At 74.5% G+C, this 21,577-nt stretch carries 19 protein-coding genes; 6 read left to right on the top strand and 13 right to left on the bottom strand.

The genetic code is table 11. The annotated features are described in order from the left end of the window. Window positions 1-45 precede the first annotated feature (45 nt). Window positions 46-1,449: a GntT/GntP/DsdX family permease gene (locus tag OHA91_RS02920; RefSeq protein WP_328738496.1), complete on the bottom strand. Its 1,404-nt coding sequence runs from the start codon at window positions 1,447-1,449 to the stop codon at window positions 46-48. Between the two features lie 12 nt (window positions 1,450-1,461). Then, window positions 1,462-1,983: a gluconokinase gene (locus OHA91_RS02915; protein WP_266496916.1), complete on the bottom strand. Its 522-nt coding sequence runs from the start codon at window positions 1,981-1,983 to the stop codon at window positions 1,462-1,464. A gap of 131 nt (window positions 1,984-2,114) precedes the next feature. Between OHA91_RS02915 and OHA91_RS02910 the strand changes: the two genes are divergently transcribed. After that, the gene (locus OHA91_RS02910; protein WP_266495871.1) at window positions 2,115-2,837 is read left to right on the top strand and encodes a FadR/GntR family transcriptional regulator; all 723 of its coding nucleotides are present in this window, start codon (window positions 2,115-2,117) and stop codon (window positions 2,835-2,837) included. A 69-nt stretch (window positions 2,838-2,906) separates the two neighbouring features. Here OHA91_RS02910 and OHA91_RS02905 read toward each other — a convergent pair whose 3' ends face one another. Both OHA91_RS02905 and OHA91_RS02900 read right to left on the bottom strand, forming a co-directional pair. After that, the gene (locus tag OHA91_RS02905; RefSeq protein WP_328738495.1) at window positions 2,907-4,145 is read right to left on the bottom strand and encodes a hypothetical protein; all 1,239 of its coding nucleotides are present in this window, start codon (window positions 4,143-4,145) and stop codon (window positions 2,907-2,909) included. Window positions 4,146-4,242: 97 nt separating this feature from the next. Next, entirely contained in the window at window positions 4,243-5,127 is an 885-nt protein-coding gene (locus OHA91_RS02900) for a sigma-70 family RNA polymerase sigma factor (RefSeq protein WP_328738494.1), read from the bottom strand. Window positions 5,128-5,263: 136 nt separating this feature from the next. On the opposite strand from OHA91_RS02900, the gene OHA91_RS02895 reads away from it, so the two are divergent. After that, complete coding sequence (locus tag OHA91_RS02895) at window positions 5,264-5,611, top strand: hypothetical protein (RefSeq protein ID WP_266495878.1); 348 nt, start codon at window positions 5,264-5,266, stop codon at window positions 5,609-5,611. A 107-nt stretch (window positions 5,612-5,718) separates the two neighbouring features. Here the strand turns inward: OHA91_RS02895 and OHA91_RS02890 are convergent, their stop codons facing one another. Together OHA91_RS02890 and OHA91_RS02885 are read right to left on the bottom strand one after the other, a co-directional pair. Then, complete coding sequence (locus OHA91_RS02890; protein ID WP_266495881.1) at window positions 5,719-6,105, bottom strand: VOC family protein; 387 nt, start codon at window positions 6,103-6,105, stop codon at window positions 5,719-5,721. Between the two features lie 7 nt (window positions 6,106-6,112). Beyond that, window positions 6,113-8,026, bottom strand: a complete 1,914-nt coding sequence (locus tag OHA91_RS02885; protein WP_328738493.1) for an ABC transporter ATP-binding protein — start codon at window positions 8,024-8,026, stop codon at window positions 6,113-6,115. Window positions 8,027-8,161: 135 nt separating this feature from the next. Between OHA91_RS02885 and OHA91_RS02880 the strand changes: the two genes are divergently transcribed. After that, window positions 8,162-10,231 (top strand): AMP-binding protein, encoded by a 2,070-nt coding sequence (locus tag OHA91_RS02880; protein ID WP_328738492.1) that lies wholly within the window; start codon window positions 8,162-8,164, stop codon window positions 10,229-10,231. A 21-nt stretch (window positions 10,232-10,252) separates the two neighbouring features. On the opposite strand, the gene OHA91_RS02875 is transcribed toward OHA91_RS02880, so the two are convergent. Further along, complete coding sequence (locus OHA91_RS02875; RefSeq protein ID WP_328738491.1) at window positions 10,253-12,070, bottom strand: GNAT family N-acetyltransferase; 1,818 nt, start codon at window positions 12,068-12,070, stop codon at window positions 10,253-10,255. Window positions 12,071-12,164: 94 nt separating this feature from the next. On the opposite strand from OHA91_RS02875, the gene OHA91_RS02870 reads away from it, so the two are divergent. Further along, window positions 12,165-12,587 carry a DUF350 domain-containing protein gene (locus OHA91_RS02870; RefSeq protein WP_266495891.1) on the top strand — a complete coding sequence of 141 codons (423 nt, stop codon included), beginning with the start codon at window positions 12,165-12,167 and terminating at the stop codon, window positions 12,585-12,587. Between the two features lie 108 nt (window positions 12,588-12,695). Here the strand turns inward: OHA91_RS02870 and OHA91_RS02865 are convergent, their stop codons facing one another. The 4 genes from OHA91_RS02865 to OHA91_RS02850 all read right to left on the bottom strand — a co-directional run bounded on the left by OHA91_RS02865 (window position 12,696) and on the right by OHA91_RS02850 (window position 17,277). Continuing rightward, window positions 12,696-13,925, bottom strand: a complete 1,230-nt coding sequence (locus tag OHA91_RS02865) for an acyltransferase family protein (protein ID WP_266495893.1) — start codon at window positions 13,923-13,925, stop codon at window positions 12,696-12,698. Then, a complete protein-coding gene (locus OHA91_RS02860) occupies window positions 13,922-15,013 on the bottom strand; it encodes an alpha/beta hydrolase (RefSeq protein WP_328738490.1) in 1,092 nt (363 codons plus the stop codon). The genes OHA91_RS02865 and OHA91_RS02860 overlap by 4 nt, the downstream gene beginning before the upstream one ends. A 141-nt stretch (window positions 15,014-15,154) precedes the next feature. Further along, entirely contained in the window at window positions 15,155-15,835 is a 681-nt protein-coding gene (locus OHA91_RS02855) for a response regulator (protein WP_266495897.1), read from the bottom strand. Then, the gene (locus tag OHA91_RS02850; RefSeq protein WP_328738489.1) at window positions 15,832-17,277 is read right to left on the bottom strand and encodes a sensor histidine kinase; all 1,446 of its coding nucleotides are present in this window, start codon (window positions 17,275-17,277) and stop codon (window positions 15,832-15,834) included. Before OHA91_RS02850 ends, OHA91_RS02855 begins: the two co-directional genes overlap by 4 nt. 84 nt (window positions 17,278-17,361) lie before the next feature. Here OHA91_RS02850 and OHA91_RS02845 point away from each other — a divergent pair, with 84 nt between their 5' ends. Further along, window positions 17,362-18,309, top strand: a complete 948-nt coding sequence (locus OHA91_RS02845) for an AEC family transporter (protein WP_266495902.1) — start codon at window positions 17,362-17,364, stop codon at window positions 18,307-18,309. Between the two features lie 98 nt (window positions 18,310-18,407). After that, window positions 18,408-18,800 (top strand): hypothetical protein, encoded by a 393-nt coding sequence (locus OHA91_RS02840; protein ID WP_266495904.1) that lies wholly within the window; start codon window positions 18,408-18,410, stop codon window positions 18,798-18,800. On the opposite strand, the gene OHA91_RS02835 is transcribed toward OHA91_RS02840, so the two are convergent. Continuing rightward, window positions 18,754-19,971, bottom strand: a complete 1,218-nt coding sequence (locus OHA91_RS02835) for a trypsin-like peptidase domain-containing protein (RefSeq protein ID WP_328738488.1) — start codon at window positions 19,969-19,971, stop codon at window positions 18,754-18,756. The genes OHA91_RS02840 and OHA91_RS02835 overlap by 47 nt on opposite strands. A 12-nt stretch (window positions 19,972-19,983) precedes the next feature. Next, entirely contained in the window at window positions 19,984-21,546 is a 1,563-nt protein-coding gene (locus OHA91_RS02830; protein ID WP_328738487.1) for an FAD-binding oxidoreductase, read from the bottom strand. Between the last annotated feature and the right edge of the window lie 31 nt (window positions 21,547-21,577).

Raw genomic sequence — 21,577 nt, 5'->3', positions numbered from 1 at the left:
CCGTGCCGGCTGCAGGACCCGTGACGGCTGCAGGGCCGGCAGGACCTACAGCACGAGTGACAGCAGCAGGACGCAGCCCAGGCCTACCACCGAGATCACCGTCTCCATCACCGACCAGGTCTTCACGGTCTGCCCGACGGTCATCCCGAAGTACTCCTTGACCAGCCAGAAACCGGCGTCGTTGACGTGGCTGAAGAAGAGCGAGCCGGAGCCGATGGCGAGGACCAGCAGTGCGGTCCCGGTGGTGGACATGTCCGCCGCGAGCGGGGCCACCAGACCGGCCGCCGAGATGGTGGCCACGGTCGCCGAGCCCGTGGCCAGCCGGATGGCCACGGCGATCAGCCAGGCCAGCAGCAGGGTCGGGACGGCCCAGTTCTGCGACAGGTCCAGGATCATCCGGCCCACGCCCACGTCGATGAGGGTCTGCTTGAAGCCGCCGCCGGCGCCGACGATCAGCAGGATTCCGGCGATCGGGGCGAGCGACTTCTCCACCGTCACCGAGATCCGGGCCCGGGTGAAGCCGGCCGCCCGGCCGAGGGTGAACATGCCCACCAGCACGGCCGCGAGCAGTGCGTTCAGCGGGGAGCCGGCGACGTCGGCCACGCGCTGCACGGGGTTCGCGGGATCGTCGACCACGATGTCGACCAGGGCCTTGACCAGCATCAGGGCCACGGGCAGCAGCACGGTGAACACCGTCGCCCCGAACCGCGGTCGGTGCCCCGGCTCGGCCGAGGGGCGGGCCCGGGCGACCATCTCCTCCGGCGCCGGGATGTCCACCCACCGCGCCGCGTACCGGGAGAACAGCGGCCCGGCGATGATCACGGTCGGGATGGCGACGACCACTCCGAGCGCGAGGGTGACGCCCAGGTTCGCGTGGAGCGCGTCGATGGCGACGAGGGGTCCGGGGTGCGGCGGTATCAGGCCGTGCATCACGGACAGGCCGGCCAGCGCCGGGATGCCGATCCGCATCAGGGAGTAGTTCCCCCGCTTGGCCACGAGCAGCACCACCGGGATCAGCAGCACGATGCCGACCTCGAAGAAGAGCGGCAGCCCGATCACCGACGCGATGAGCACCATCGCCCACGGCATGGCCCGGCCCTTGGCGCGGGCCAGGATGGTGTCGACGATCTCGTCCGCGCCGCCCGAGTCCGCGAGCAGCTTGCCGAGGATCGCGCCGAGCGCGATCAGTACGCCGACTCCCGCGACCGTGGCACCGAGTCCGGCGGTGAAGCTGGCGATGGTCTTGGCCGGGGGCGCGCCCGCGAAGACCCCGAGGGCCAGCGAGCCGAGCGTGAGCGCCAGGAAGGCGTGCAGTTTGAGGCGGGTGATGAGCAGGACGATGAGGGCGATGGCGGCGAGGACGGCGATCCCGAGCCGGGTGTTGCCGGCGGAGGTGATCGGCACGGTGCCGGCGGCGGCCGCCAGTGCCGGGACGCTGAGACTGGTCACGGTGACGTTCCCTCAGCTCTCGGGTGTGTCGAGCCGGCCCAGCGCGGCCAGGGCCCGCTCGGTGACGTCTTCCGGAGACCCGGCCACGTCGACCGCGACGCCGAGCTCGTCGTCCTGGAGCGGCTCCAGCGTGGCGAACTGCGACTCCAGCAGGGTGGTGGGCATGAAGTGGCCCTTGCGCGCCGCCATCCGCTCCTCGATCAGCGCCCGTTCACCGGTGAGATGCACGAAGACGGCCCGGGGGGCCGCTGCGCGCAGCCGGTCGCGGTAGACGCGCTTGAGCGAGGACGCGGCGATCACACCGCCGCTCATCCCGGCGCGGTTGCGGATCCACTCGCCCACGGCGTCCAGCCAGGGCCACCGGTCCACGTCGTCCAGCGGGTGGCCGGCCGCCATCTTGGCGACGTTGGCCGCCGGGTGGAAGGCGTCGCCCTCCGCGTAGGGAAGGCCGAGACGTTGCGCGAGCAGCCGGCCCACGGTCGTCTTGCCCGTGCCGGCCACGCCCATCACCACAATGACGCGCTGGGTGCTCACGTCCACCTCGCTGTCCTCGTCGACATCGGTTCGTGCGGCACCACTGAAGCGCATTAAGTACTACGTATTCAAGCCCAGGGCCGAAAACGTCACATCTTTTGCCCGACGGGTCGTCACCGTATGCTTGCGCCATGACCACCGAAGGCGCCGAAAGCGGTCCCGGCCAGGGCCTCCACTCCCACGTGCTGGACACGATCGGCCTCGCCATCGCCGCGGGGGAGTATCCCCCGGGCAGCGTCCTGCGCACCGACGAGATCGCCGAACGCTTCGACGCCTCCCGCACGGTGGTGCGCGAGGTCGTCCGCGTGCTGGAGTCGATGCACCTGGTCGAGTCCCGCCGCCGCGTCGGCGTCACGGTGCGCCCGACCGCCACGTGGAACGTCTACGACCCGCGGGTGATCCGCTGGCGGCTGGCCGGCCCCGACCGGCCCCGGCAGCTGCGCTCCCTCACCGTGCTGCGCTCCGCCATCGAGCCGGTGGCGGCCGGCCTGGCCGCGACCCTGGCCACGCCGCAGCACTGCGCCGACCTCACCGCGGCGGCCCTCGGCATGGTCCGCACCTCGCGCGGCCACCAGCTCGAGGGCTATCTGCAGCACGACATCGCGTTCCACCGCGTGGTGCTGAACGCCTCGGGGAACGAGATGTTCGCCCGGCTCGGGGACGTCGTCGCCGAGGTCCTGACAGGGCGCACCGAACACGAGGTGATGTTCCACGACCCCGACCCCGCCGCCGTCACCCTGCACGTCCAGGTGGCCGAGGCGGTGCGCGAGGGCGACGCCGCCCGCGCCGAGGCGCTGACCCGGCGGATCGCCGAGGGCGCACTGGAGGAACTGGACGTCCTGCTCACCCCCTGAGGGCCGTCCCGCCGATCATGCCGCGCTCCCTGATCCGGCCTGATCGACAAGACGCCCCTGGAGGATTCGTCAGCCGCACCCCCCGCACCCGCCGCAGCCTCCGCCGCAGTCGCCGCCGCCGCAGCCGGCAGCCGAGGTGTCGGAGCCTCGCGACTCCTTGCGCTGCCGGTCCCGTTCCGCCTGCATCTCGCGCGCCAGGCGCTGCCGTTCCCGTACGCGCTCGCGGAACGACGTGGTGGACGGCTGCCAACCGGGCAGCCCGTGGCGGCGGCGCGTCAGCAGCGGAGCGGCGGTCACCTGCGGGACGAGCCGGGTGTCGCCCTCGTAGACGGCGCATTCCAGGACGACTTCGGCCCCCTCGTGCACGACCCCGTAGAGGACGGCCTCGACCGGCTCCGCAAGGAGGTCGACGTCGTGGTGCGCCGTGCGCAGGCTCCGTCCGGAGCCGGCGAAGAGCGTGCGCTGTCCCGTGCGGGAGTTCCGGGCCGTCCCGGAGTGGGAGATCAGCGGGGGAGCGCTGCGGGTGGCGGCGTCCGGGTACAGCCAGAGGTGCCCCGACGGAGCCTTGCGCACGCCGACCAGCAGCGCGGGCTGCGGCCGGGCGTGCAGGCGCCGCGCCGCCCGGTGACTGCCCAGTCCCCGGCCGAGCAGCGCCGAGCCGACGACCAGCAGCGCCCCGGCGAACACCTGCCGGCCGGACAGGTCGTACGGGTCCGGGTGCACCCGCGTCCCCGCCAGGGCCACGGCGGCCGCGGCACAGCACAGGGATCCGAGGACGATGCCCGTCAGCCCGCGGCGCCGGTGCGCGGCCGGGAGCGGGGACGGCAGCGCGAACCGGGCCGATCCGGCGGCGGCGAGGGACAGTTCGCGCTGGCGGCGGCGGGCGCGCAGCCGCAGCAGGGCCCCGGTGAACGCCCACGCGCAGCCGGCGACGACCAGGGCCCGGCCGGTCCTGCCCGCGACGCCGGAGACGCGGGCCGCCGCGAGGGCGGCGTCCGCGGCGAGGACGGGAGCGGCGGCCAGGACGCCCGCGGGCAGGTACCGGAACCAAACCGGCAGGGCGGCCAGTAGGACGACCAGGGCGTAACCGGGCCGGCCGGCGGCGAGACCGGCGGCCTGCGCGCCGTTCCAGGACGTCAGGACGAGGGAGAGGATGACCAGAGTGCCGAGGAGCCAGGCTCCGCGGACGGGTGCGAAAGCGGCCGGGGCCCGGGCGCCGAGCCAGCGCCGGGCGCCGTCGACGTCCCAGAACCGGACCGCGCCCTCGGGTATCGATGCCCGGGGCAGGTGCTTGACGAAGTCGGTCACGGCGCCAGTATGGGAGCGCCGTGCCGGGCCCAGAAGATGCGGCCGCGGCACGGAATCGCTACGGCCGCTTCCTGGACGGGGCGGGCGGTCGGTGGTTTCAGGGGTCGAGCACGGCCAGTTCCAGCGTGGCGAGGCGCTCCGGTTCCGCCGTGATGTCGATCGCGGTGATCAAGTCGTCCTCGATCGTGAACTCCAGTACCAGGAACAGCCGACCCAGCGGAGCCATCGCGATGCCCACCGTGCCGCCCACCAGCGCCGGCTGCGTGGACCGCGCCCGCTGCATCGCGGCCATGGCGCCCTTGGCGACGGTGACCGCCCCGGCGACCAGAAGCGGCCGCGGGGTGGGGCCGACGGCCTGGTCGGCCCGGAGCACCACGTCGGGATGGAGCAGAGAGACGAGGTCGTCGAAGTTCCCGCCGCGGGTGGCGGCGAGGAAGGCCTCCACGACGCGGCGCCGGCGCGCCAGGTCGCCCTCGGACACCAGCGGGGCCCCCTTGACCCTGCGGCGGGCGCGGCTGGCGAGCTGGCGGGTGGCCGCGGGGGTCTTGCCGAGCAGCGGGGCGATCTCGTCGAAGGACACGGCGAACAGGTCGTGCAGCACGAACGCGAGGCGTTCGGCGGGCGTCAGGGTGTCGAGCACCACCAGCAGGGTGAGCCCGACCGAGTCGGCCATCACGGCCTCCTGCTCGGGGTCGACGGTGTCCTCGCGGCCGGCGGCGGGGTCGGTGGACCAGGCGTCCAGCGGGTCCTCGCGCCGGGTCGCGCGCGAGCGCAGCATGTTCAGGCACACCCGAGACACGACCGTGGTCAGCCACCCGCCGAGGTTCGCCACCTCGCCGACGTCGGAGCGACTCAGGCGCAGCCACGCCTCCTGAACGGCGTCGTCGGCCTCGGAGAGCGAACCCAGCATTCGGTAGGACACCGCCCTGAGATGAGAGCGGTGCTCTTCGAACCGCTCCGTCGGCGTTGCATGCCCGTCCACCCGTACCACGTCCCCTCCTCGCCGTGGATCTACAAAATAGATCACCGGGAAGGCTCGTCGGCCATAATGGCCGCGAACGGCACAAGCAGTGGAGACGCCGGGTCACGTGGTGGTCCGGCAGGAGAGGAAGCCCCCGATGGACGTGCAGCACTTCGAGCGGATCACCGCTTTCATCGAGGCGCGGCTCACCCCGCTGTTCGACGAGGCGACGGGCAGCGAGCACGGCTTCTCGATGGAAGACACCTCCCGTGCGCTGCGCGCCCTGCGCAACTCCGTCCTGGAGGCCTCGGCCGTCAAGGGCCTCATCGAGAAGCGGGATTCCGCCGAGCCGGCCGTGCGCCGCGTCATCGACCAGTCCGTCGAGCACCACTGGGACGTGCTGCGCGGCATCGCCCGCCAGTGGGAGGACCACGCCGACTTCCGCCACGAGTTCAAGCACCACGCCTGGGAGCTCGACCACCACCACGCCGCAGCCCGGGCCTGACCCCGCCGGACCCGGCTCACGCCGCCGGACCCGCCTGCCCCCGCCGCACGGTGCTCCCCGCACCGTGCGGCGCGACGTCCCGCGGCCGCCGCCGCGGCCGGCGGACCTCACGGGCCGGGTTCAGCCGACTTGCGCGGCGTGGTCTGCTGGACCGCCCAGCCGTTGCCGTCCGGGTCGGAGAAGTAGACGAAGGAGCCCCACGGCAGGTCCTGGATCTCCGTCACCTCGACTCCCCGGCCGCGCAGGTCCTCGTACGCCTCCTCGATGTCGGTGACGACGACCTGCATGTTGTCGAGGGCTCCCGGGGTCATCCGGGTGAGGCCCTTGCCGATCGCGATCGAGCAGGCCGACCCCGGCGGGGTCAGCTGCACGAACCTGATGTCCTCGCTGACGGTGACGTCGTGGTCGGCGTTGAAGCCGATCTTCTCGTAGAAGGCCTTGGCCCGGTCGACATCGGTGACGGGCACGGCGACGAGTTCCAGTTTGATGTCCATCACAGCATCATGCTCCCCGCACCGGTGCCGCACCGCCGGATTCCGTTCCGGCGGGCGTGTCCGCCGCGGCGAACTGCGTGCGGTACAGCTCCTCGTACCGGCCGCCCGCCGCCAGCAGCTCGGTGTGCGTGCCCCGTTCCACGATCCGGCCTTCCTCCACCACGAGGATCAGGTCGGCCGCCTGCACCGTCGACAGCCGGTGCGCGATCACCACGGCGGTGCGACCCGCCAGGGCCTCGCCCAGGGCCTCCTGCACCGCCGCTTCCGAGGTCGAGTCCAGGTGCGCGGTGGCCTCGTCGAGGACCACGACCCGCTGCCGGGCCAGCAGCAGCCGGGCGATGGTCAGCCGCTGCCGCTCGCCGCCCGACAGCCGGTAGCCGCGCTCCCCGACCACCGTGTCCAGACCGTCCGGCAGCGAGGCGACCAGGCCGTCCAGCCGGGACCTGTGCAGGGCCTCCCAGATCTCCTCCTCGGTGGCGTCCGGCCGGGCCAGCAGCAGGTTGGCCCGTACCGACTCGTGGAAGAGGTGCCCGTCCTGGGTGACCATGCCGAGGGTCTCGCGGATCGATTCGGCCGTCAGGTCCCGTACGTCGACCCCGCCGAGCCGGACCGCGCCCGCGTCGGCGTCGTACAGCCGCGGCAGCAGCTGCGCGATGGTGGACTTGCCGGCGCCGGACGAACCCACCAGGGCGATCATCCGGCCGGGCTCGGCCCGGAAGGACACCTCGTGCAGGACCTGCGTACCGCCCCGGGCGTCGAGCGCGGCGACCTCCTCCAGCGAGGCGAGCGAGACCTTGTCGGCGGCCGGGTAGCCGAAGGACACCCGGTCGAACTCCACGGTCACCGGGCCCTCCGGCACCCGGCGGGCGTCCGGCTTCTGCGTGATGAGGGGCTTCAGGTCGAGGATCTCGAAGACCCGCTCGAAGCTCACCAGCGCGCTCATCACCTCGACGCGGGCGCCGGCGAGCGAGGTCAGCGGGGCGTACAGCCGGGTCAGGAGCAGGGCCAGGGCGACGACGGAACCGGCGTCCAGGCTCCCGCGCAGGGCGTAGTACCCGCCGAGTCCGTAGACGAGCGCCAGGGCCAGCGCCGAGACCAGGGTGAGGGCCGTGATGAAGGCCGACTGGGCCATCGCCGTGCGGATCCCGATGTCCCGCACCCGCGCCGCCCGTACCGCGAACTCCGCGGACTCGTCGGCGGGCCGCCCGAACAGCTTGACCAGCGTCGCGCCGGGCGCCGAGAACCGCTCGGTCATCTGGGTGCCCATCGCTGCGTTCAGCGCCGAGGCCTCCCGCTGCATCGCCGCCATCCGCGCCCCCATCCGGCGGGCCGGCAGGACGAACACGGGCAGCAGCACCAGCGCCAGCAGGGTGATCTGCCAGGAGATGCTCAGCATCACGGTGAGGGTCAGCAGCAGGGTCACGGTGTTCCCGACCACCCCCGACAGGGTGTTGGCGAAGGCCCGCTGGGCGCCGATGACGTCGTTGTTGAGGCGGCTGACGAGGGCCCCGGTCCTCGTGCGCGTGAAGAAGGCGACCGGCATCCGCTGCACGTGGTCGAAGACCGCCGTCCGCAGGTCCAGGATCAGCCCCTCCCCGAGGGTGGCGGAGAGCCGGCGGGCCAGCAGCCCCAGCCCCGCCTCCGCGACCGCGATCACCGCGATGAGCAGGGCGAGCCGGGTCACCGCGCCGCCGTCCCGGCCGTCCACGATGGCGGTGACCACCCGGCTGGCGAGCACCGGGGTGGCCACCGCCAGCAGGGCGGTCACCACGCTCAGCAGGAGGAAGAGAACGAGCCCGCGCCGGTGCGGGCGGGCGAAGGCGGCCACACGGCGCAGACCGTCCCGGGAGAGGGGGCGACGGTCCTGCTGTGCGTTGATCGCGCTGTGCAGCGATGTCCAAGCGGTGACTTCCATGTCCATGACCCGAACGCTAGGACCTCGACCAAGCTTGAGGTCAAGGATTCGGCTCCGGACCCCCCGACCGGAGCAACTGCGTGCGAGCTCAAGCGACTTCGGGGCTCCTCCGCTGTCGGTGCCTGGTGGCATCATCGGTCCATGACGCAGGGATCCGAGTCCGTCCGATTCTCCAAGGGCACCACCGACACCGTCCTGCACCACTTCGAGCGCTGGGCGCGGGACACGCCCGAGGCGCCCGCCCTCATCGCCGCCCCGAAGCACCAGCTCCCCTACGGGGTGCTGGACGCCCGGGCCAACCGGCTGGCGCACCATCTGCTCGCCCAGGGCCTGCCGCCCGGCGGTCTCGTCGCCATCGGCACCACCCGGCACGACGAGCTCGTCGTCGGCATCCTCGCCGTCCTGAAAGCCGGCGGATCCTACGCCGTCGTCGACGCCGAAACGCCCCGCACCGGGCGCCAACAGCTCACCGCACTCGGGCCCTTGGCGCCCTTCGCACTGCTCACCCACTCGCCCCACCGGGCCGCCCTCGACACGGCCTCGGGCCTGCGCGCGATCCGGACCGACGACGACGCCACCGAGATCGCCGCCCGGCCCGGCTACGCACCGGACCTCACGGAGGCGGCCGACGGCCGCGTCACGCCGGAAGCCGGCCGCGCGGCCGTCCTGTTCACGGCGAGCACCGAACCGCGGCCCGTACCCGTCGGCCACGCCGTGCTGCTCGCCGCCCACTCGGGCTGGACGGAGCTGGCCCGGCCGACCCCGCAGGACCGGCACCTCATCACCGCCCGCCCGGACGTCACCGCCTTCGCCGCCGGATGGACCCGGGTCCTGTGCACGGGCGGCGCTCTCGTCCTGCCGCCCGACGCCTCCTGGCGGACCGAGCACCCGTACCAGGTCCGCACGGCGGTGGAGGCCCAGAAGGTCACCGTCCTGCACTCCGACCCCGCCGGCATCGCCGCGCTGGTGATCGACGGCCCCAGGCCCACCGCAGCGGACCGCAGGACCGGTCCCCGGCCGCTGCGCTCGCTGCGGCTGGCCACCGTCACCGGCGACCGCCTCCACCTCGACGAACTGGACGCCCTGCACGTCCGCCTGCGTCCCGGCGTACGGATCCTCGACGTCTACGGCCTCACCGAGACCGCCGGAGCGGGCACCTGCTTCGAACTCCCGCAGCTGCCCGCCCCCGTCGCCGAACCGGAGCGGCTCTCCCTGCTGGGCACCCCCTTCGCGGGGTGCCAGGTCCACGTGCGGGGCGGCGAGATACACCTCACCCCGCCCGGCGGCGGTGACGCGATACCCACCGGCGACCTCGGCGTGCTCCGCCCCGACGGCCTGCTGGAGTACGCCGGCCGGATCCGGGACCGGATCCCCCGCCACGGAGGCTCCTTCGACCCACACCCCGTCGAAGCGGCGATCCGCACCCACCCGGGCATCGGCGCCGCCCTCGTCGCCCTCGTCGACGGCGTCGGCAAGGACGGGGAGCGCCGGCTCGTCGCCTACGTGTCCCCGCCGCCGGGCGACCCGGCCTGGGACGCCTCCGCGCCGCTGCCGGAGATCTACGGCCTGCGCAACCACCTCGCGGGCGTCGTCCTCAAGGAAGTGACGCCGACCATCCTCATCCGGCTGAGGGCCCTGCCGCGCAAGCGGGGCGGACAGGAGGACCGCTCCGCCCTGCCGCTGCCCACACAGCCCGTCTCCGAACGCCCCGCGCTGCACGGCAGCAAGTTCGCCCGGGCGGCCGCCAACGTGGGCGACCCGGACGGCGGCCGCGTCGTCGCCGCCGGGTGCCTGACGATCGTCCTCGCCTTCCTCACCCTGGCGCTCACCAACGTCGTGTGGCCCGGATCCACGGACCTCTCCGCCGTGCCGTACCCGTGGGCGGCCCTCTTCTTCCTGCTCTACGTGGCCGAAAGCCTGGCCTTCGGCGCGGGCCTCGCGTTCCTGTTCACCGGGTACCGCCTGATCGAACGCCGCGAACGCGGCCGGCCCCCGGGCCGCACCAGGGCCGTCCACCTCGCCGCGAGCTACCTGCTGCTGGCCTGGTGGCCGCAGGACAACGCCTACCGCCTGGCGGCCAAACAGGACTGGCCCCTCCAGGCCTTCCTCGTCTACACCTTCAACATCCCCCTGATGATCGCGGGCCTCCTCGTCGCCGTCCACCTCGCCCGCAGGCCGGACTCGCCCTTCGACTTCGAGGACAGGACCTGACCACCGGCCGTCCGCGAACGCTCATGGGGCGGCGGGCGTCGGGGCGTCGAACATCGCGCCGACGGCCGCCGCCCCGGAGCGCACCAGGGCCTCGGCCGCGTCCAGGGCCTCCAGGCCGTGCGCGGCCACCAGCACCCCCAGCCAGGGCGCCGGATCGAAGGCTCCCGTCGGGATCGCGGGGACGAACACTGCCCCGAGGTCCGCGCACGCCCGGGCCAGGTCCGCGCACAGTTCGTCCAGCTGTGCCTCGGGCAGCCGAGCCCCGAGCTCCACCCGGTCGGCGATCCGTACGAGGTGCCCCGCGCCCCGCAGCGCGTCGAGCCGGGCCGCCACCATGAAGGCGATCGACGGCCCGGTCAGCCGCAGGTTCGTCTCGGTCGGCGCCAGCCGCCCCGCGGCGTCCGCGACGAAGTCCACGTCGAACCAGCCCCGGTAGCCGGACGCCGCCAGCTCCCGGCCCACCGCCGCACCGAAGGCGAGGATCGGCTTCTCCGCCCACTCCGGCACCGCCCCGGGGCCCACCGTGGCTCCGCGGTAGGCACCCGCCGTCACGTCCATCAGGGCCGCGCCGACCTCGTGCACCTGGCCCGCCGCGTCCACGAAACCGTCGTACGTCAGGTCCCGGGCGGCGCCCGGATCCGGCGGGCCCTCGACGAACTCCTCCACCAGCAGCGGTCCGCGCGGCAGCCGCCGCAGAACGGTCCGGGCACCGCCCGCCGCCCGCACCTGCCCGGCCGTGACCACGGTCGTGCCCGAACCCCCGACGCCGTGCTCCGATTTCAGAACGGTGCTCTTCCCCGCCCGCGCCCGCGCGGCCAGCAGCCGCGCCGCCGCCCACCGCGTCGCCGCCCGCACCTGCGCGGGCAGCACGATCCCGGGATGGCCGCCCTCCGCCAGGATCCGCTCGAACAGGCCGTGCGCCGCGGCCTTCGACTCGTAGCGCAGCTCCCCGGACCGCCACGGCCGCCCCGTCAGCAGCCCGAACGGCCGGGTGAGCCCCCACGGTACGAGCGGCTCCCCGGCCCCCGTCAGCCGTGCGGCCAGCGCCGGCCGGGCCCGTACGGCGTCCACGAGCCCGGGACCCCGGTCCACCAGGCCGTCGTACACCTCGACCCCGGTCCAGCCCAGTTGCCGGCAGACCAGGTCGATCCAGCCTGCGGGCACCGCCCGGGGCAGCACCAGGGCGGACGGGCAGGGGCTGTAGAAGGCGGCCAGGCAGGAGTAGTGGTGCGCGGCCGCCTGCTCGCGGTCCAGGGAAGAGTCGCCGAACTGCGCGTTGAACTCCGCGACGTTGCCCACGTGCACGGCCCGCCCGCCGCCGGTCCAGGCCCGTGCCCAGTCGGCGAGCGGGGCCGGAGCCGCCTCGAACCGCACCAGCTGCCCGTTGGGGCCGGCCGCCGGGTCTGCCGCCGCGACAGCAGCATCCGCCGCGGTCGGTCCGGTCGGCTCCGCGACCGCGCCCATCGCCCGGTAGAAGCCGGCCGCGTGCGGATCCGAGTCGATGACCAGCCTGCGCACGCCCTGCTCCACGGCCCGCCGCAGCACGTCCCGGTACAGGAGCCGCCCCACGCCCTGCCCGATGGCGGACGGTTCGACGAAGAGCAGCCCCAGCGTCGCCAGCGGGGCGGCGCCCTCCAGGGAGGCGAGCCCGAGGACCGTCCCCTGCGGGTCCTCGGCGACCACGATCCGGCGCGCGGTCACCTCTTCGGGCCGGATCCGCAGTTCCGGGGCGCAGGCGGCCAGGAACCCGGCGTCGTACCCCCAGTGCGCCTTGGAGCGCATCACCAGCCCGGTCAGGGCCTCCGCCTCGGCCGCCCGTGCGGCCCTGACCTTTACCATTCGCTGACCTCCCCATGGTCTGCCGGAAGGCCGTGCGATAGATTCGGCCTCCCCACGGCGTGTATTTTCCCACCAATCGGAGACAGGCTTCTCAATGAGCGACATCATCAACGGACTTGGCCGAACCAGCGCCTATGGTGCCCTGGGCCTGGTCCTGCTGATCCTCGGCATCGTCCTCGTGGACGTGCTGACGCCCGGGAAGCTCCCGAAGCAGATCTGGGAGGAGCGCAACCGCAACGCGGCCCTCTTCCTCAGCTCGGCGCTCCTCGGCATCGGCGGCATCGTCTTCACGTCGATCTGGACCACCTACGACGACTTCGGCAAGGGCCTGGCGTCGACGGCCGCCTTCGGGCTCCTCGGCCTGGTCCTGATGGCGGTGGCCTTCCTGGTGCTCGACCTGGTGACCCCGGGCAAGCTCGGCGCCATCGTCGTCGACCCGCAGCCCCACCCGGCGGTCTGGGTCTCCTCCGCCTGCAACCTGGCCGTCGCCGCGATCGTCGCCGCCTCGATCGCCTGACGCGGGAGCACCCGAACGCGTCGAGAGCGCCGCTCCGTCAGGGGAGCGGCGCTCTCTTCGTACCCGGCCTTCGGACACGTGCCGTCACCGTCCGGCGTCCGGGCTCCGCTACGCCAGGCCCAGCGCGAACAGCCCGAAGCCCACCGCCAGCAGCCCCGCCACCGTACGACGCAGTGCGCTCGCCGGCCGGCCCGCCGCCGGCGGTGCCTCGAACCGTCGCGCGTACCGGGCGATCCCCACCAGCAGGGCAGCGAACACCGGCATCCACGCCACCCGCGCCGCGATCCATCCCAGGCTGTCCGGCGCCGTCGTCAGCCCGGCCACCCCACCGGCGAACGAGGCGGGTACCGCCGCGGCCAGCATCGCCGTCTGGTGCCAGCACAGGATCGTCATCGCGCACAGGTTGACCACGACCACCGGAGCCCACAGGGCGGGCCGGGCCAGCAGCCGCGCCAGCCGGTCCCGCAACAGCATGGCCGCACCCGACTGCGCCGAGGCCAGGGCCGGCACGAGCAGCGACGGCGGGTGCGAATTGGTCCGCACCGCCCCCGGCACCCCCACCATCGACGCCGGATAGTGGAAGACCGCCAGCAGCGCCGCGAACAACAGCGCCCCGCCGGCCAGCAGCAGCCAGGCCCCGCGGCGCCCGATCCGCCGCTCGGCCCAGGACACGCCCAGCTGGTAAGCGAACAGCCAGCCCGGCAGGATGTTCAGCACCGACAGCCAGGACGGCACGGACTCGGCGAACGGCCCGTAGCGCAGGAGGTCCACCACCGCGACCGAGGCGATCAGCGGGGCCGCCGCCCAGCCGCCGAGCCGGCGCGCGGCCCGCACGCAGTACGGGGTCAGCGCGGTGACCACCACGTACACCCCGACGAACCACAGCGGTTGGACGACCAGCTTCGCGCCGGTCCGCAGTGACGCCTCCGGCACCCCGGCCGCGTACAGCACCGGCGCGGCCAGCGCCCACACGGCCGTCACCCCGAGCACGGGCCGGCCCAGGCGTACGATCCGGCCCTTCAGCCAGGCGCGCGCCGACCCGGGGCGCCGCCGGTAGGAGAGCGCCGAGGCGTACCCGCCGACGAGGAAGAAGATGCCCAGCATCTGGAGCACCCAGCCGGCCGGGGCCAGGGCGCCGAAGGCCGACAGGGGACTGGCGTTGTGCAGACCGCCGTCGGCGTCGAGCGTGAAACCGCCGAGCAGCCAGTGGCCGGTCGGCACGGCCAGCAGGGCCAGGGCGCGCAGCCCGTCGACCGCCCGGTCGCGGTGGGCGGGGGTCTGCCGGTCGATCCGCTCGGCGGTCTTGCGCAGCGGTGCCGACAGGGCGGAGGCGCTCATCGGGCGGCCTCTCCCTTCGCGATCGCGGCGAACGCCGCGAGGGACTGCGTACCGGGCGTGAAGTAGCCGGTGTGGCCCCGCACGTCGGCGGCGGGCACCCGGCGCGCGCCGAAGGCCGCGGAGGCGGGGTCGGCGCCGTGGCCGAGGCCGGCGAAGCGGACGTTCGGAACGTCCGCGATCCAGTCCGAGGGACCCCGGGCCGCCCAGACGCGCGCCCCGGTGTGCAGGGCGGCCGCGGTGTCCGCCCGCATGCCGGGGGACCCGAAGGCCACGACGTCGGTCGCGTCGGTGTGCCGGGCCGCCAGTCCGCAGACCACCGAGCCGTAGCTGTGGCAGAACAGCACCGGGTCGGGTGCGCCGACCGCGTCGAGACCCGCGGTGAAGCGGGCCAGGCGGGTCGCCCCGGCCGAGGCAAGCCGTCCGTCGGCCGCGTCGAGGCCGACGCCGACCGGGGTGGTGTACCCGGTCCACGCGATGACGGCCACCGACCCGCCGGCCACCGACCTGTTGGCCACCGACCCGCCGGCCGCAGGGGTTTCGGTCGCCGTGCGCAGCGCCCGGGCCATTCCCGCCGGACCGGTGTGCGGCGCGCGCCGGGCGTCGTCGGAGGCGGCGTCGTTGTCGGAGCCGGGCACGATCACCGACACGTGCGCGGCGTGCTCCAGGTCCCCGAAGACCTCGGCGACCTGGCCCCGGCCGCGCGGGTCGAAGGCCAGGATCCGCCGGTCGGGCGCGGCCAGGGACGCGTACCGCGCGTCACCCGTGGCGGCGACGGCGAGCCGGTTGGCCTCGTACCGCAGGGGGAGCGGCGCCCCGTCGAGGTTGCCCACCACCAGCGGGTGGGACCGTACGAGCGCGGCGCGCGCCGCGTCGTCCAGCCCGGCGAAGAACCGGGCCACCTCCTGCGGCGTCGCCGTCGCGGGATCGGGCAGCGCCCTGCCGTACGCCGTGTCGGCCCGCCAGGCGGCGCTGCCCGGCGGCGGCCCGGTGACCGCCGACTGGCTGTCGCCCGAAGCCCATCCGGCGGTTCCCCCGACGACGGCCACCGCCAGCGCGGCCGTGACCAGCGTCCTTCCGAAGCGGCGCATGCCCCTTCTCCTCTCCTCGTGACGAGGAGGAAGGTAGGAAGGCGACACCACCACGTACGTCGGACCGTGGAGCCAAGTCGGATGTCATACCCCGGTAGGGGGTGGAGGAGACGGCCGCGGCGAGCGACCCGGCTCCTCGGATCAGGCCGAGTCGCCCGGGCGCACCAGGCCCGCCTCGTAGGCGAAGATCACGGCCTGGGCCCGGTCCCGCAGGTCGAGTTTGGCCAGCACCCGCCCGATGTGCGTCTTCACCGTCTGCTCCGCCAGTACCAGGTGACCGGCGATCTCCTGGTTCGACAGCCCGCGCGCGATCAGCTCCAGCACCTCGGTCTCGCGCGGTGTCAGCCCGTTCAGCCGCAGCGCCGGGTCCTTGCGCGGCGCCGGCCGCTGCTGGACGAAGTCCGCGATCAGCCGCCGCGTCACCGAGGGCGCCAGCAGCGCCTCGCCCGAGGCGACGACCCGGACGGCCGCGATCAGGTCGGCCGGCGGGGCGTCCTTCAGCAGGAAGCCGGAGGCCCCGGCGCGCAGGGCTTCGTACACGTAGTCGTCGATGTCGAAGGTGGTCAGCATGAGCACCCTCGGCCGGTGCACCACCCCGGGCGGCGGGTCGAGGATCTCCCGGGCCGCCGTCAGCCCGTCCATCTCCGGCATCCGCACGTCCATCAGCACCACGTCGGGGTGCGCGGAGCGGGAGACCTGCACGCCTTGGCGTCCGTCCGGGGCTTCGCCCACCACGTCGATGTCGGCCTGCGCGGACAGCAGCGCGGCGAACCCCGCCCGCACCATGGCCTGGTCGTCGACGATGACCACGCGGATGGTCAACTGCGCTCCCCGTTCGAGTCGTTCAAGTCGTTCGTGTCGTTGGTTGCGTTCGCTTCGTGAGCTGCGTTCGTGCCGACGGCGGTCCCGTCACCGGCGTGCAGCGGCAGGCGCGCGGCGACCCGGAAGCCCCCGTCGGGCAGCGGCCCGGTGTCCAGCGTCCCGCCGGTCAACCGTACGCGCTCCCGCATCCCCACGAGACCGTGCCCCGTGCCCGGGCCCTCCGGCTCCACCACCGCGTCCCGGGCCGCCGGACCGTTGACGACGAGCACGAGCACCTCGTCGTCGTCGACCGTGACCGAGACCCGGGTAGGTGCGCCCGGCGCGTGGCGCACCACGTTGGCGAGGGCCTCCTGCACGATCCGGTACGCCGACAGGTCCACCGCGGGCGGGGCGGCCTGCGCCGCGCCGGCCGCCAGCGACAGCTCCACCGGCTGGCCCGCCCGCACGGTCGTCTCCACGAGCTGCTGGAGCCGGCCGATCCCCGGCTGTGGAGCCCGGGCCCCGTCGGCGCCGCCGGGGCCGCCCGCGCCGCCCGCCCCGTCGGGGGCCCGCAGCACGGTCAGCAGCCGCCGCATCTCCCCGAGGGACTCCCGCGCACTGGCCGCGATCGCCGCGAACTCCTGCTGCACCGGCTCCGGCATGCCCGGCAGCCGGTAGGGCGCCGAATCGGCCTGCACGGTGATCACCGACATGTGGTGGGCGACGACGTCGTGCAACTCGCGTGCGATTCGGGCGCGTTCCTCCAGCAGGGTGCGCCGGGACCGTTCGGCCTCGCTGATGCTCTCCTGCTCGGCGATCCGCTGGCGCGCGTCGCCCAGACCGCGCAACGCACCCGTCAGAGCCAGCACCATGCCGCTGAGCACGAAGAGCAGCGCGGCGGTGTTCGCGGTGGCCCCGGGCTGGAGGAAGCGCAGCACCGCACCGAGCGCGCCGGTCGCCAGCCACACCCCGACCAGGTTCCGGATGGACTCGCGCAGCCCCAGGCAGGCCATCAGCACGAGGTAGCCGACGACGGCCATCGGCGTCCACGGCCAGGGGTGGCCGGCCACCTTGTCGGCCTGGGCCAGCAGGACCGCACCGACGGTGTCCGCGACCAGGACGAGCAGCCATGCGGGCAGCGGCCGGGTCACCGCGAGGAGCAGCGGCACGGTCTGCGCCACCCCGAGGGCCCCCGACCAACCGCCGTCCAGCCCGTAGTCGTTGGTCAGCACCACGATCGTCGTCGGCAGCAGCGAGACCACGAAGATGCCGACCACGACGTAGGGAAGCGCCCGCTGCCAGGCCTTGGGGGCCTGCGCGAACAGGGGCTGCGCCGCCGCGGCGGGCGTGCGCAGGGCCGCGGCGAACTGGGTCAGGGCGCCGGGCTCACGGGCGTCGGCGGTGCGGGCGGGCTCCCCTGCCGGGGTGCGCCCTCCGGTCCGTTCGCGGGCTCTGTCGCTCATGATCGCACCAGCCTATGCTCCGCCGGGCCGGCCTGGGGCGCAGGGGTAGGCTGCACGCCAGTCGATCATGGGGGAGATGTTCGCATGGGCGGGGCGGCCGCGCTGGAGAAGCTCGTGCCGGTGCTGCTGGCCTTCGGCGGCGGGGTCCTTCTCGCACGCCGCAAGGTCGTTCCGGCCGAGGCCTCCAAGGTCTTCTCCGACTACGCCTTCCTCTTCGCGGTGCCGTGCTACCTCTTCGGCAACATCTACGCGAGCGATCTCGCCGCCCTGTTCAACTGGCGGGCGATCGGCGGATACGCCGCGGCCGCGGCGGTCGCCGTGGCGGCCGTGGCCGTGGCGGCCGTCGCCCGCGGCCGGCGGGAGCCCCGCGAGGTGGCCCTGCGCGTGATGGCCGGAGTCCAGGTGAACACCGCCTACTTCGCCGTCCCCGTGTTCATCACCGTCTTCGGGACGGCCGCGCCGATCTTCCCGATCCTGCTCTTCCAGGTCTGCGTGCTGTCCCTGGTCGTCATCGCCCTGATGGAGCTGGGTCGCGCCGGCCCCGCCGGGGGCGGCCCGGGCCGGCGCCTGTCCCGGGCCGTCGGCGCCTCGCTCGCCACCCCGCTGGTCCTCGCCTGCAACGCGGGCATCCTGCTCAACCTGCTCTCGGTGCGGGTCCCGGCCGTGGTCCTCGACGGAGCCGCCTTCGTCGGGAACAGCGCCTCGCCGGTGGCCCTGTTCGCCCTCGGCCTCCACCTCGGCGGCGCCGGCCTCCACCTGCGGGGCACCACGCGCGAGGAACTGGCCCTGATCGCCTTCAAATGCCTGGTGTTCCCGCTGCTGACGTGGGCGGTGTGCGGGCTGCTCTTCGGGGTGCGGGGCGACTGGCTGGCGTACCTGGTGCTGATCGCCGCGATGCCGACCCCGCAGAACCTGTTCATCTTCGCCCAGCGCTACGACGTGGGTGTCGGCCTCTCCGCCTCCGTCGTGATCAAGACCTCGCTCGTGTCGCTGGTGCTGCTGCCCCTCTGGCTGCAGACGGTCGCCTCCTGACCGGGCCGTTCCCGTCGGGTGAACGGCAGAGCCAGCGGGCGGTACGAACCGCATCAACGCCCACGTACCCCCGGGCGGGACCGGCTCGTTGGACCGGCATGGAACTGCCGACCATCGCGGCGCCGGGCGTCGGGGAACGGGCCGACGCCGCGGCCGATGCCGCCTGCCACCTCTACGACACCGTCGCGCCCTGGGGGCCCGGAGCGCCCGGCGGGTGGAGCCGGACCGCGGCCGAGGACGCCGCCGAGGCGATCGAGACCACCGCGTACGCCCTCGCCTCCGCCGCCCCGGGAGCCGAGGTGGTCCTGGCGCCCGTCCACGCGGCCCTGGCCGACCTGCGCCGCCGGCTCGGCCTCGCACCCGCCGAGCTGCTGACGGGCGACGGGCTGCCGACGATCCCGCGGACGGTCGGCAACCCGCGCCGGACGCGGTGGGTGCGGGCCCTTACCGCGCCTTCGCCCCGGCAACCGCCTTCTGGTACAACTTCCTGATGTCCGCGCCGAAGTACGAGCTGTAGGACACGTCGGGCTTGTCCCCGCCCGTCTTCCAGCCGCCGATCACGCCCACCACGTCGCCGGTCCCGGTGCGGCCGTCGAGGCGGAGCAGGAACGGGCCGCCGCTGGTGCCGCCCGGGTAGCCGGTGCAGGCGATGCGCAGGAACGAGCCCGGGATCCGGGCGTCGGCGCTGGTGTACTTCGTCGTCCGGTTCACGCACAGCCGCGGCCGGGCGGCGGTGGAGGGGTGCCCGATCAGCGTGGCCCGCGCGTGCGCGTAACCGGCGCCGGTGACCAGCCGGTTGCCGCCGACCACGTCCTGTACGCGCCGCCCCTTCGGGCCGGGCCCGACCTGTGCGAAGGCCACGTCGAGGGCGGCCGCGCGGTTGACGCCCTGGGCGCGGTAGCGCTGGTCGATCCAGATCCTGGAGCGTCCGGCCGCCGTACGCACGACCGGGAACATGCCGAACGGCCGCGGCTTGGCCCGCGTGTACTGCGGTACGAAGGCCACCTGCTGGGTGTCGGCACCGAGCAGGCAGTGCGCGGCGCTGATCACCAGGTTGCGGCCGGGGGAGGCGACCACGCTCGCGGTGCAGAAATAGGAGCCGCCGCCCTTGACGAGGAACATCCGGCCGACGACCGGGAGACCGCCGAAGTCCTGCCCGACGCCGGGGCCGGCGGCCGGGATCCGGGGGAGGGCCGGACGTACGGGCGGTGCGGGTGCGGGTGCCGGGAGGGTGACGGGCGTCGGCGTCGGCGTCGGCGAGGGCTCGGGCGTGGACTGGGGCGTGGTAACGGTGGGGGACGGCGTCGGCACTGGGACCGGCTGGGCGGGTGGGACCGGTGCGACCGGCGGAATCCCGACGGGCGGCACGGGCGGCACGGGCGGCACGGGCGGCGCCGGCGACACCGGCGGTACTGGCGGCTGTGGCGCGGCGGGGGCCTGCGGTGCCACGGCGGCCTGCGGTGCCGCGTCCGGCTCCGGGGGGCCGGGCGGCAGGGGGCGGGCCGATGCCATCCGCTCGGGCGTCCAGAAGGACTCCGCCTCGTGCGCGCCCCAGCGGCCCGCGGCCACCGCAGCGGCGCCCCCCGCCTCGGCCACGGGCAGCGGCCCCGCGGACACCAGCAGGGCGGCCGCCGCCGCGGCCACCGTCAACGTACGTCGCATGCCGGACACTCCCTAAACGGCCTGGGGGAAACGGAAGAGCCGGTCCGGATCGTGGGTGCGCCGGACCTCCTCCAGCCGGGCGAGGTTCGGGCCGTAGTAGGCCTCGCGCCAGCCGCTGAGCTTCGGGTCGATGTAGTTCTGGTAGGCGCGGCCGCTCGCCCACGGGCGCAGGTCCCGCCACAGCCCGTCGAGCCAGGCTTCGTGCCGGGCCACGTCGGCGGCCGGCGCGGATTCGGGCCAGTAGACGAGGTACTGGGCGAGGAAGGCGCCGTCGCGGTGCGCGAAGGCGGTGTCGCCGACCGCGACCCGGTTCACGGCGCCGCCGCAGACCCCGTCGAACTGCACCACGCCGAGCCCGCCCCGGGGAGCGCCGGCCCCGTACCTCCGGACGGCGTCCAGGACCGCGCCGATCGCCGCGTCCGGCAGCCCCGCGCCGGCCCAGAAGTCGGAGCGGGCGGCGTACGAGTCCCTGCCGAGCCGCCCCCGCGGGTCCCGGCCGGGCAGGGTGCCGGGCAGCCGGCACTCCGCGGCGCTCAGGTCCAGGCACCCGGACATGGCCCGCAGGGTGTCCCCGTGGCTGCGTACGACGGTCCAGCTGTCCCGCGGCGCTGCGCCCACCAGGTCGGCCAGCCGGGTCAACTGCCGTTCCAGTTCCGTGCGTCCGTCGAGGCACACCACCCGGACCGAGGGCACCGCGGCGGCCGTGTCGCCCGACCCGGTTCCGGGTCCGGGCCGGGCCCCGGATCCGGATCCGGCCTCGACGGTGAACTCCACCTGGCTCCAGAACGGGTCCGGCAGGCCCGCCAGCCAGCGCTGCCAGCCGCGCAGGACGTCCGCGGAACCGGCGGCCGGCCAGTGGAGTTCCGCGAAGGCGCAGTCGCCGGCCCGGTGCGTCCGGAAGCGGAACTCGGTCACCACGCCGAAGTTGCCGCCGCCACCGCCGCGCAGGGCCCAGAACAGATCCGGATCCCCGTCCCGCTCCGCCGAGACCTCGCGGACGGTCCCGTCGGCAGTGACCACCCGTGCCCCGGTCAGCCGGTCGGCGGTGGTGCCGTACGCCCGCGAGGCCAGGCCGAGCCCGCCGCCGAGCGTGAGCCCGGCGATGCCGACGGAGGGGCACAGCCCGGCGGGGACGGACAGGCCCCGCGCGGCGAGGGCCGCGTGCACGTCGCCGAGCCGGGCGCCCGCGCCGATCCGTACGCCGTCCCCCTCGACCGTCACCGCGGCCATCGCTCCGGTGTCGACGACCAGGGCGCCGGTCCGGGTGGACCAGCCGGCGTAGCTGTGCCCGCCGCCGCGCGGCACCACGGGCACGGCCGCGCGACGGGCGAAGTCCAGGCAGACGGCGACGTCCCCGGCGTGCGCGGGATAGGCGACGGCGGCCGGTGTTGCTGCGTCGTAGCGGGGCTGGAACAGCCGCCGGGCCTCCGGGTAGTCGCGGTCCCCGGGAAGCACCAGCCGCCCGTCGATGCCGAGGGCCAGCGCGCCGTAGTCCGGGCCCCGGGCCGCCGCGCCGACGGTGGCGAGGACGGCCGCGGCAGCACCGCCGAGTACCTGGCGCCGAGGGAGGCTCATACCTCCTTCCTGCCACCGTCCGTCCGGATCC

It is taken from the genome of Streptomyces erythrochromogenes (genome assembly GCF_036170895.1).
Taxonomy (GTDB): domain Bacteria; phylum Actinomycetota; class Actinomycetes; order Streptomycetales; family Streptomycetaceae; genus Streptomyces; species Streptomyces erythrochromogenes.
Note: the sequence above shows the minus strand (reverse complement) of the source record. Positions and strands in the feature narration are given on the sequence as shown.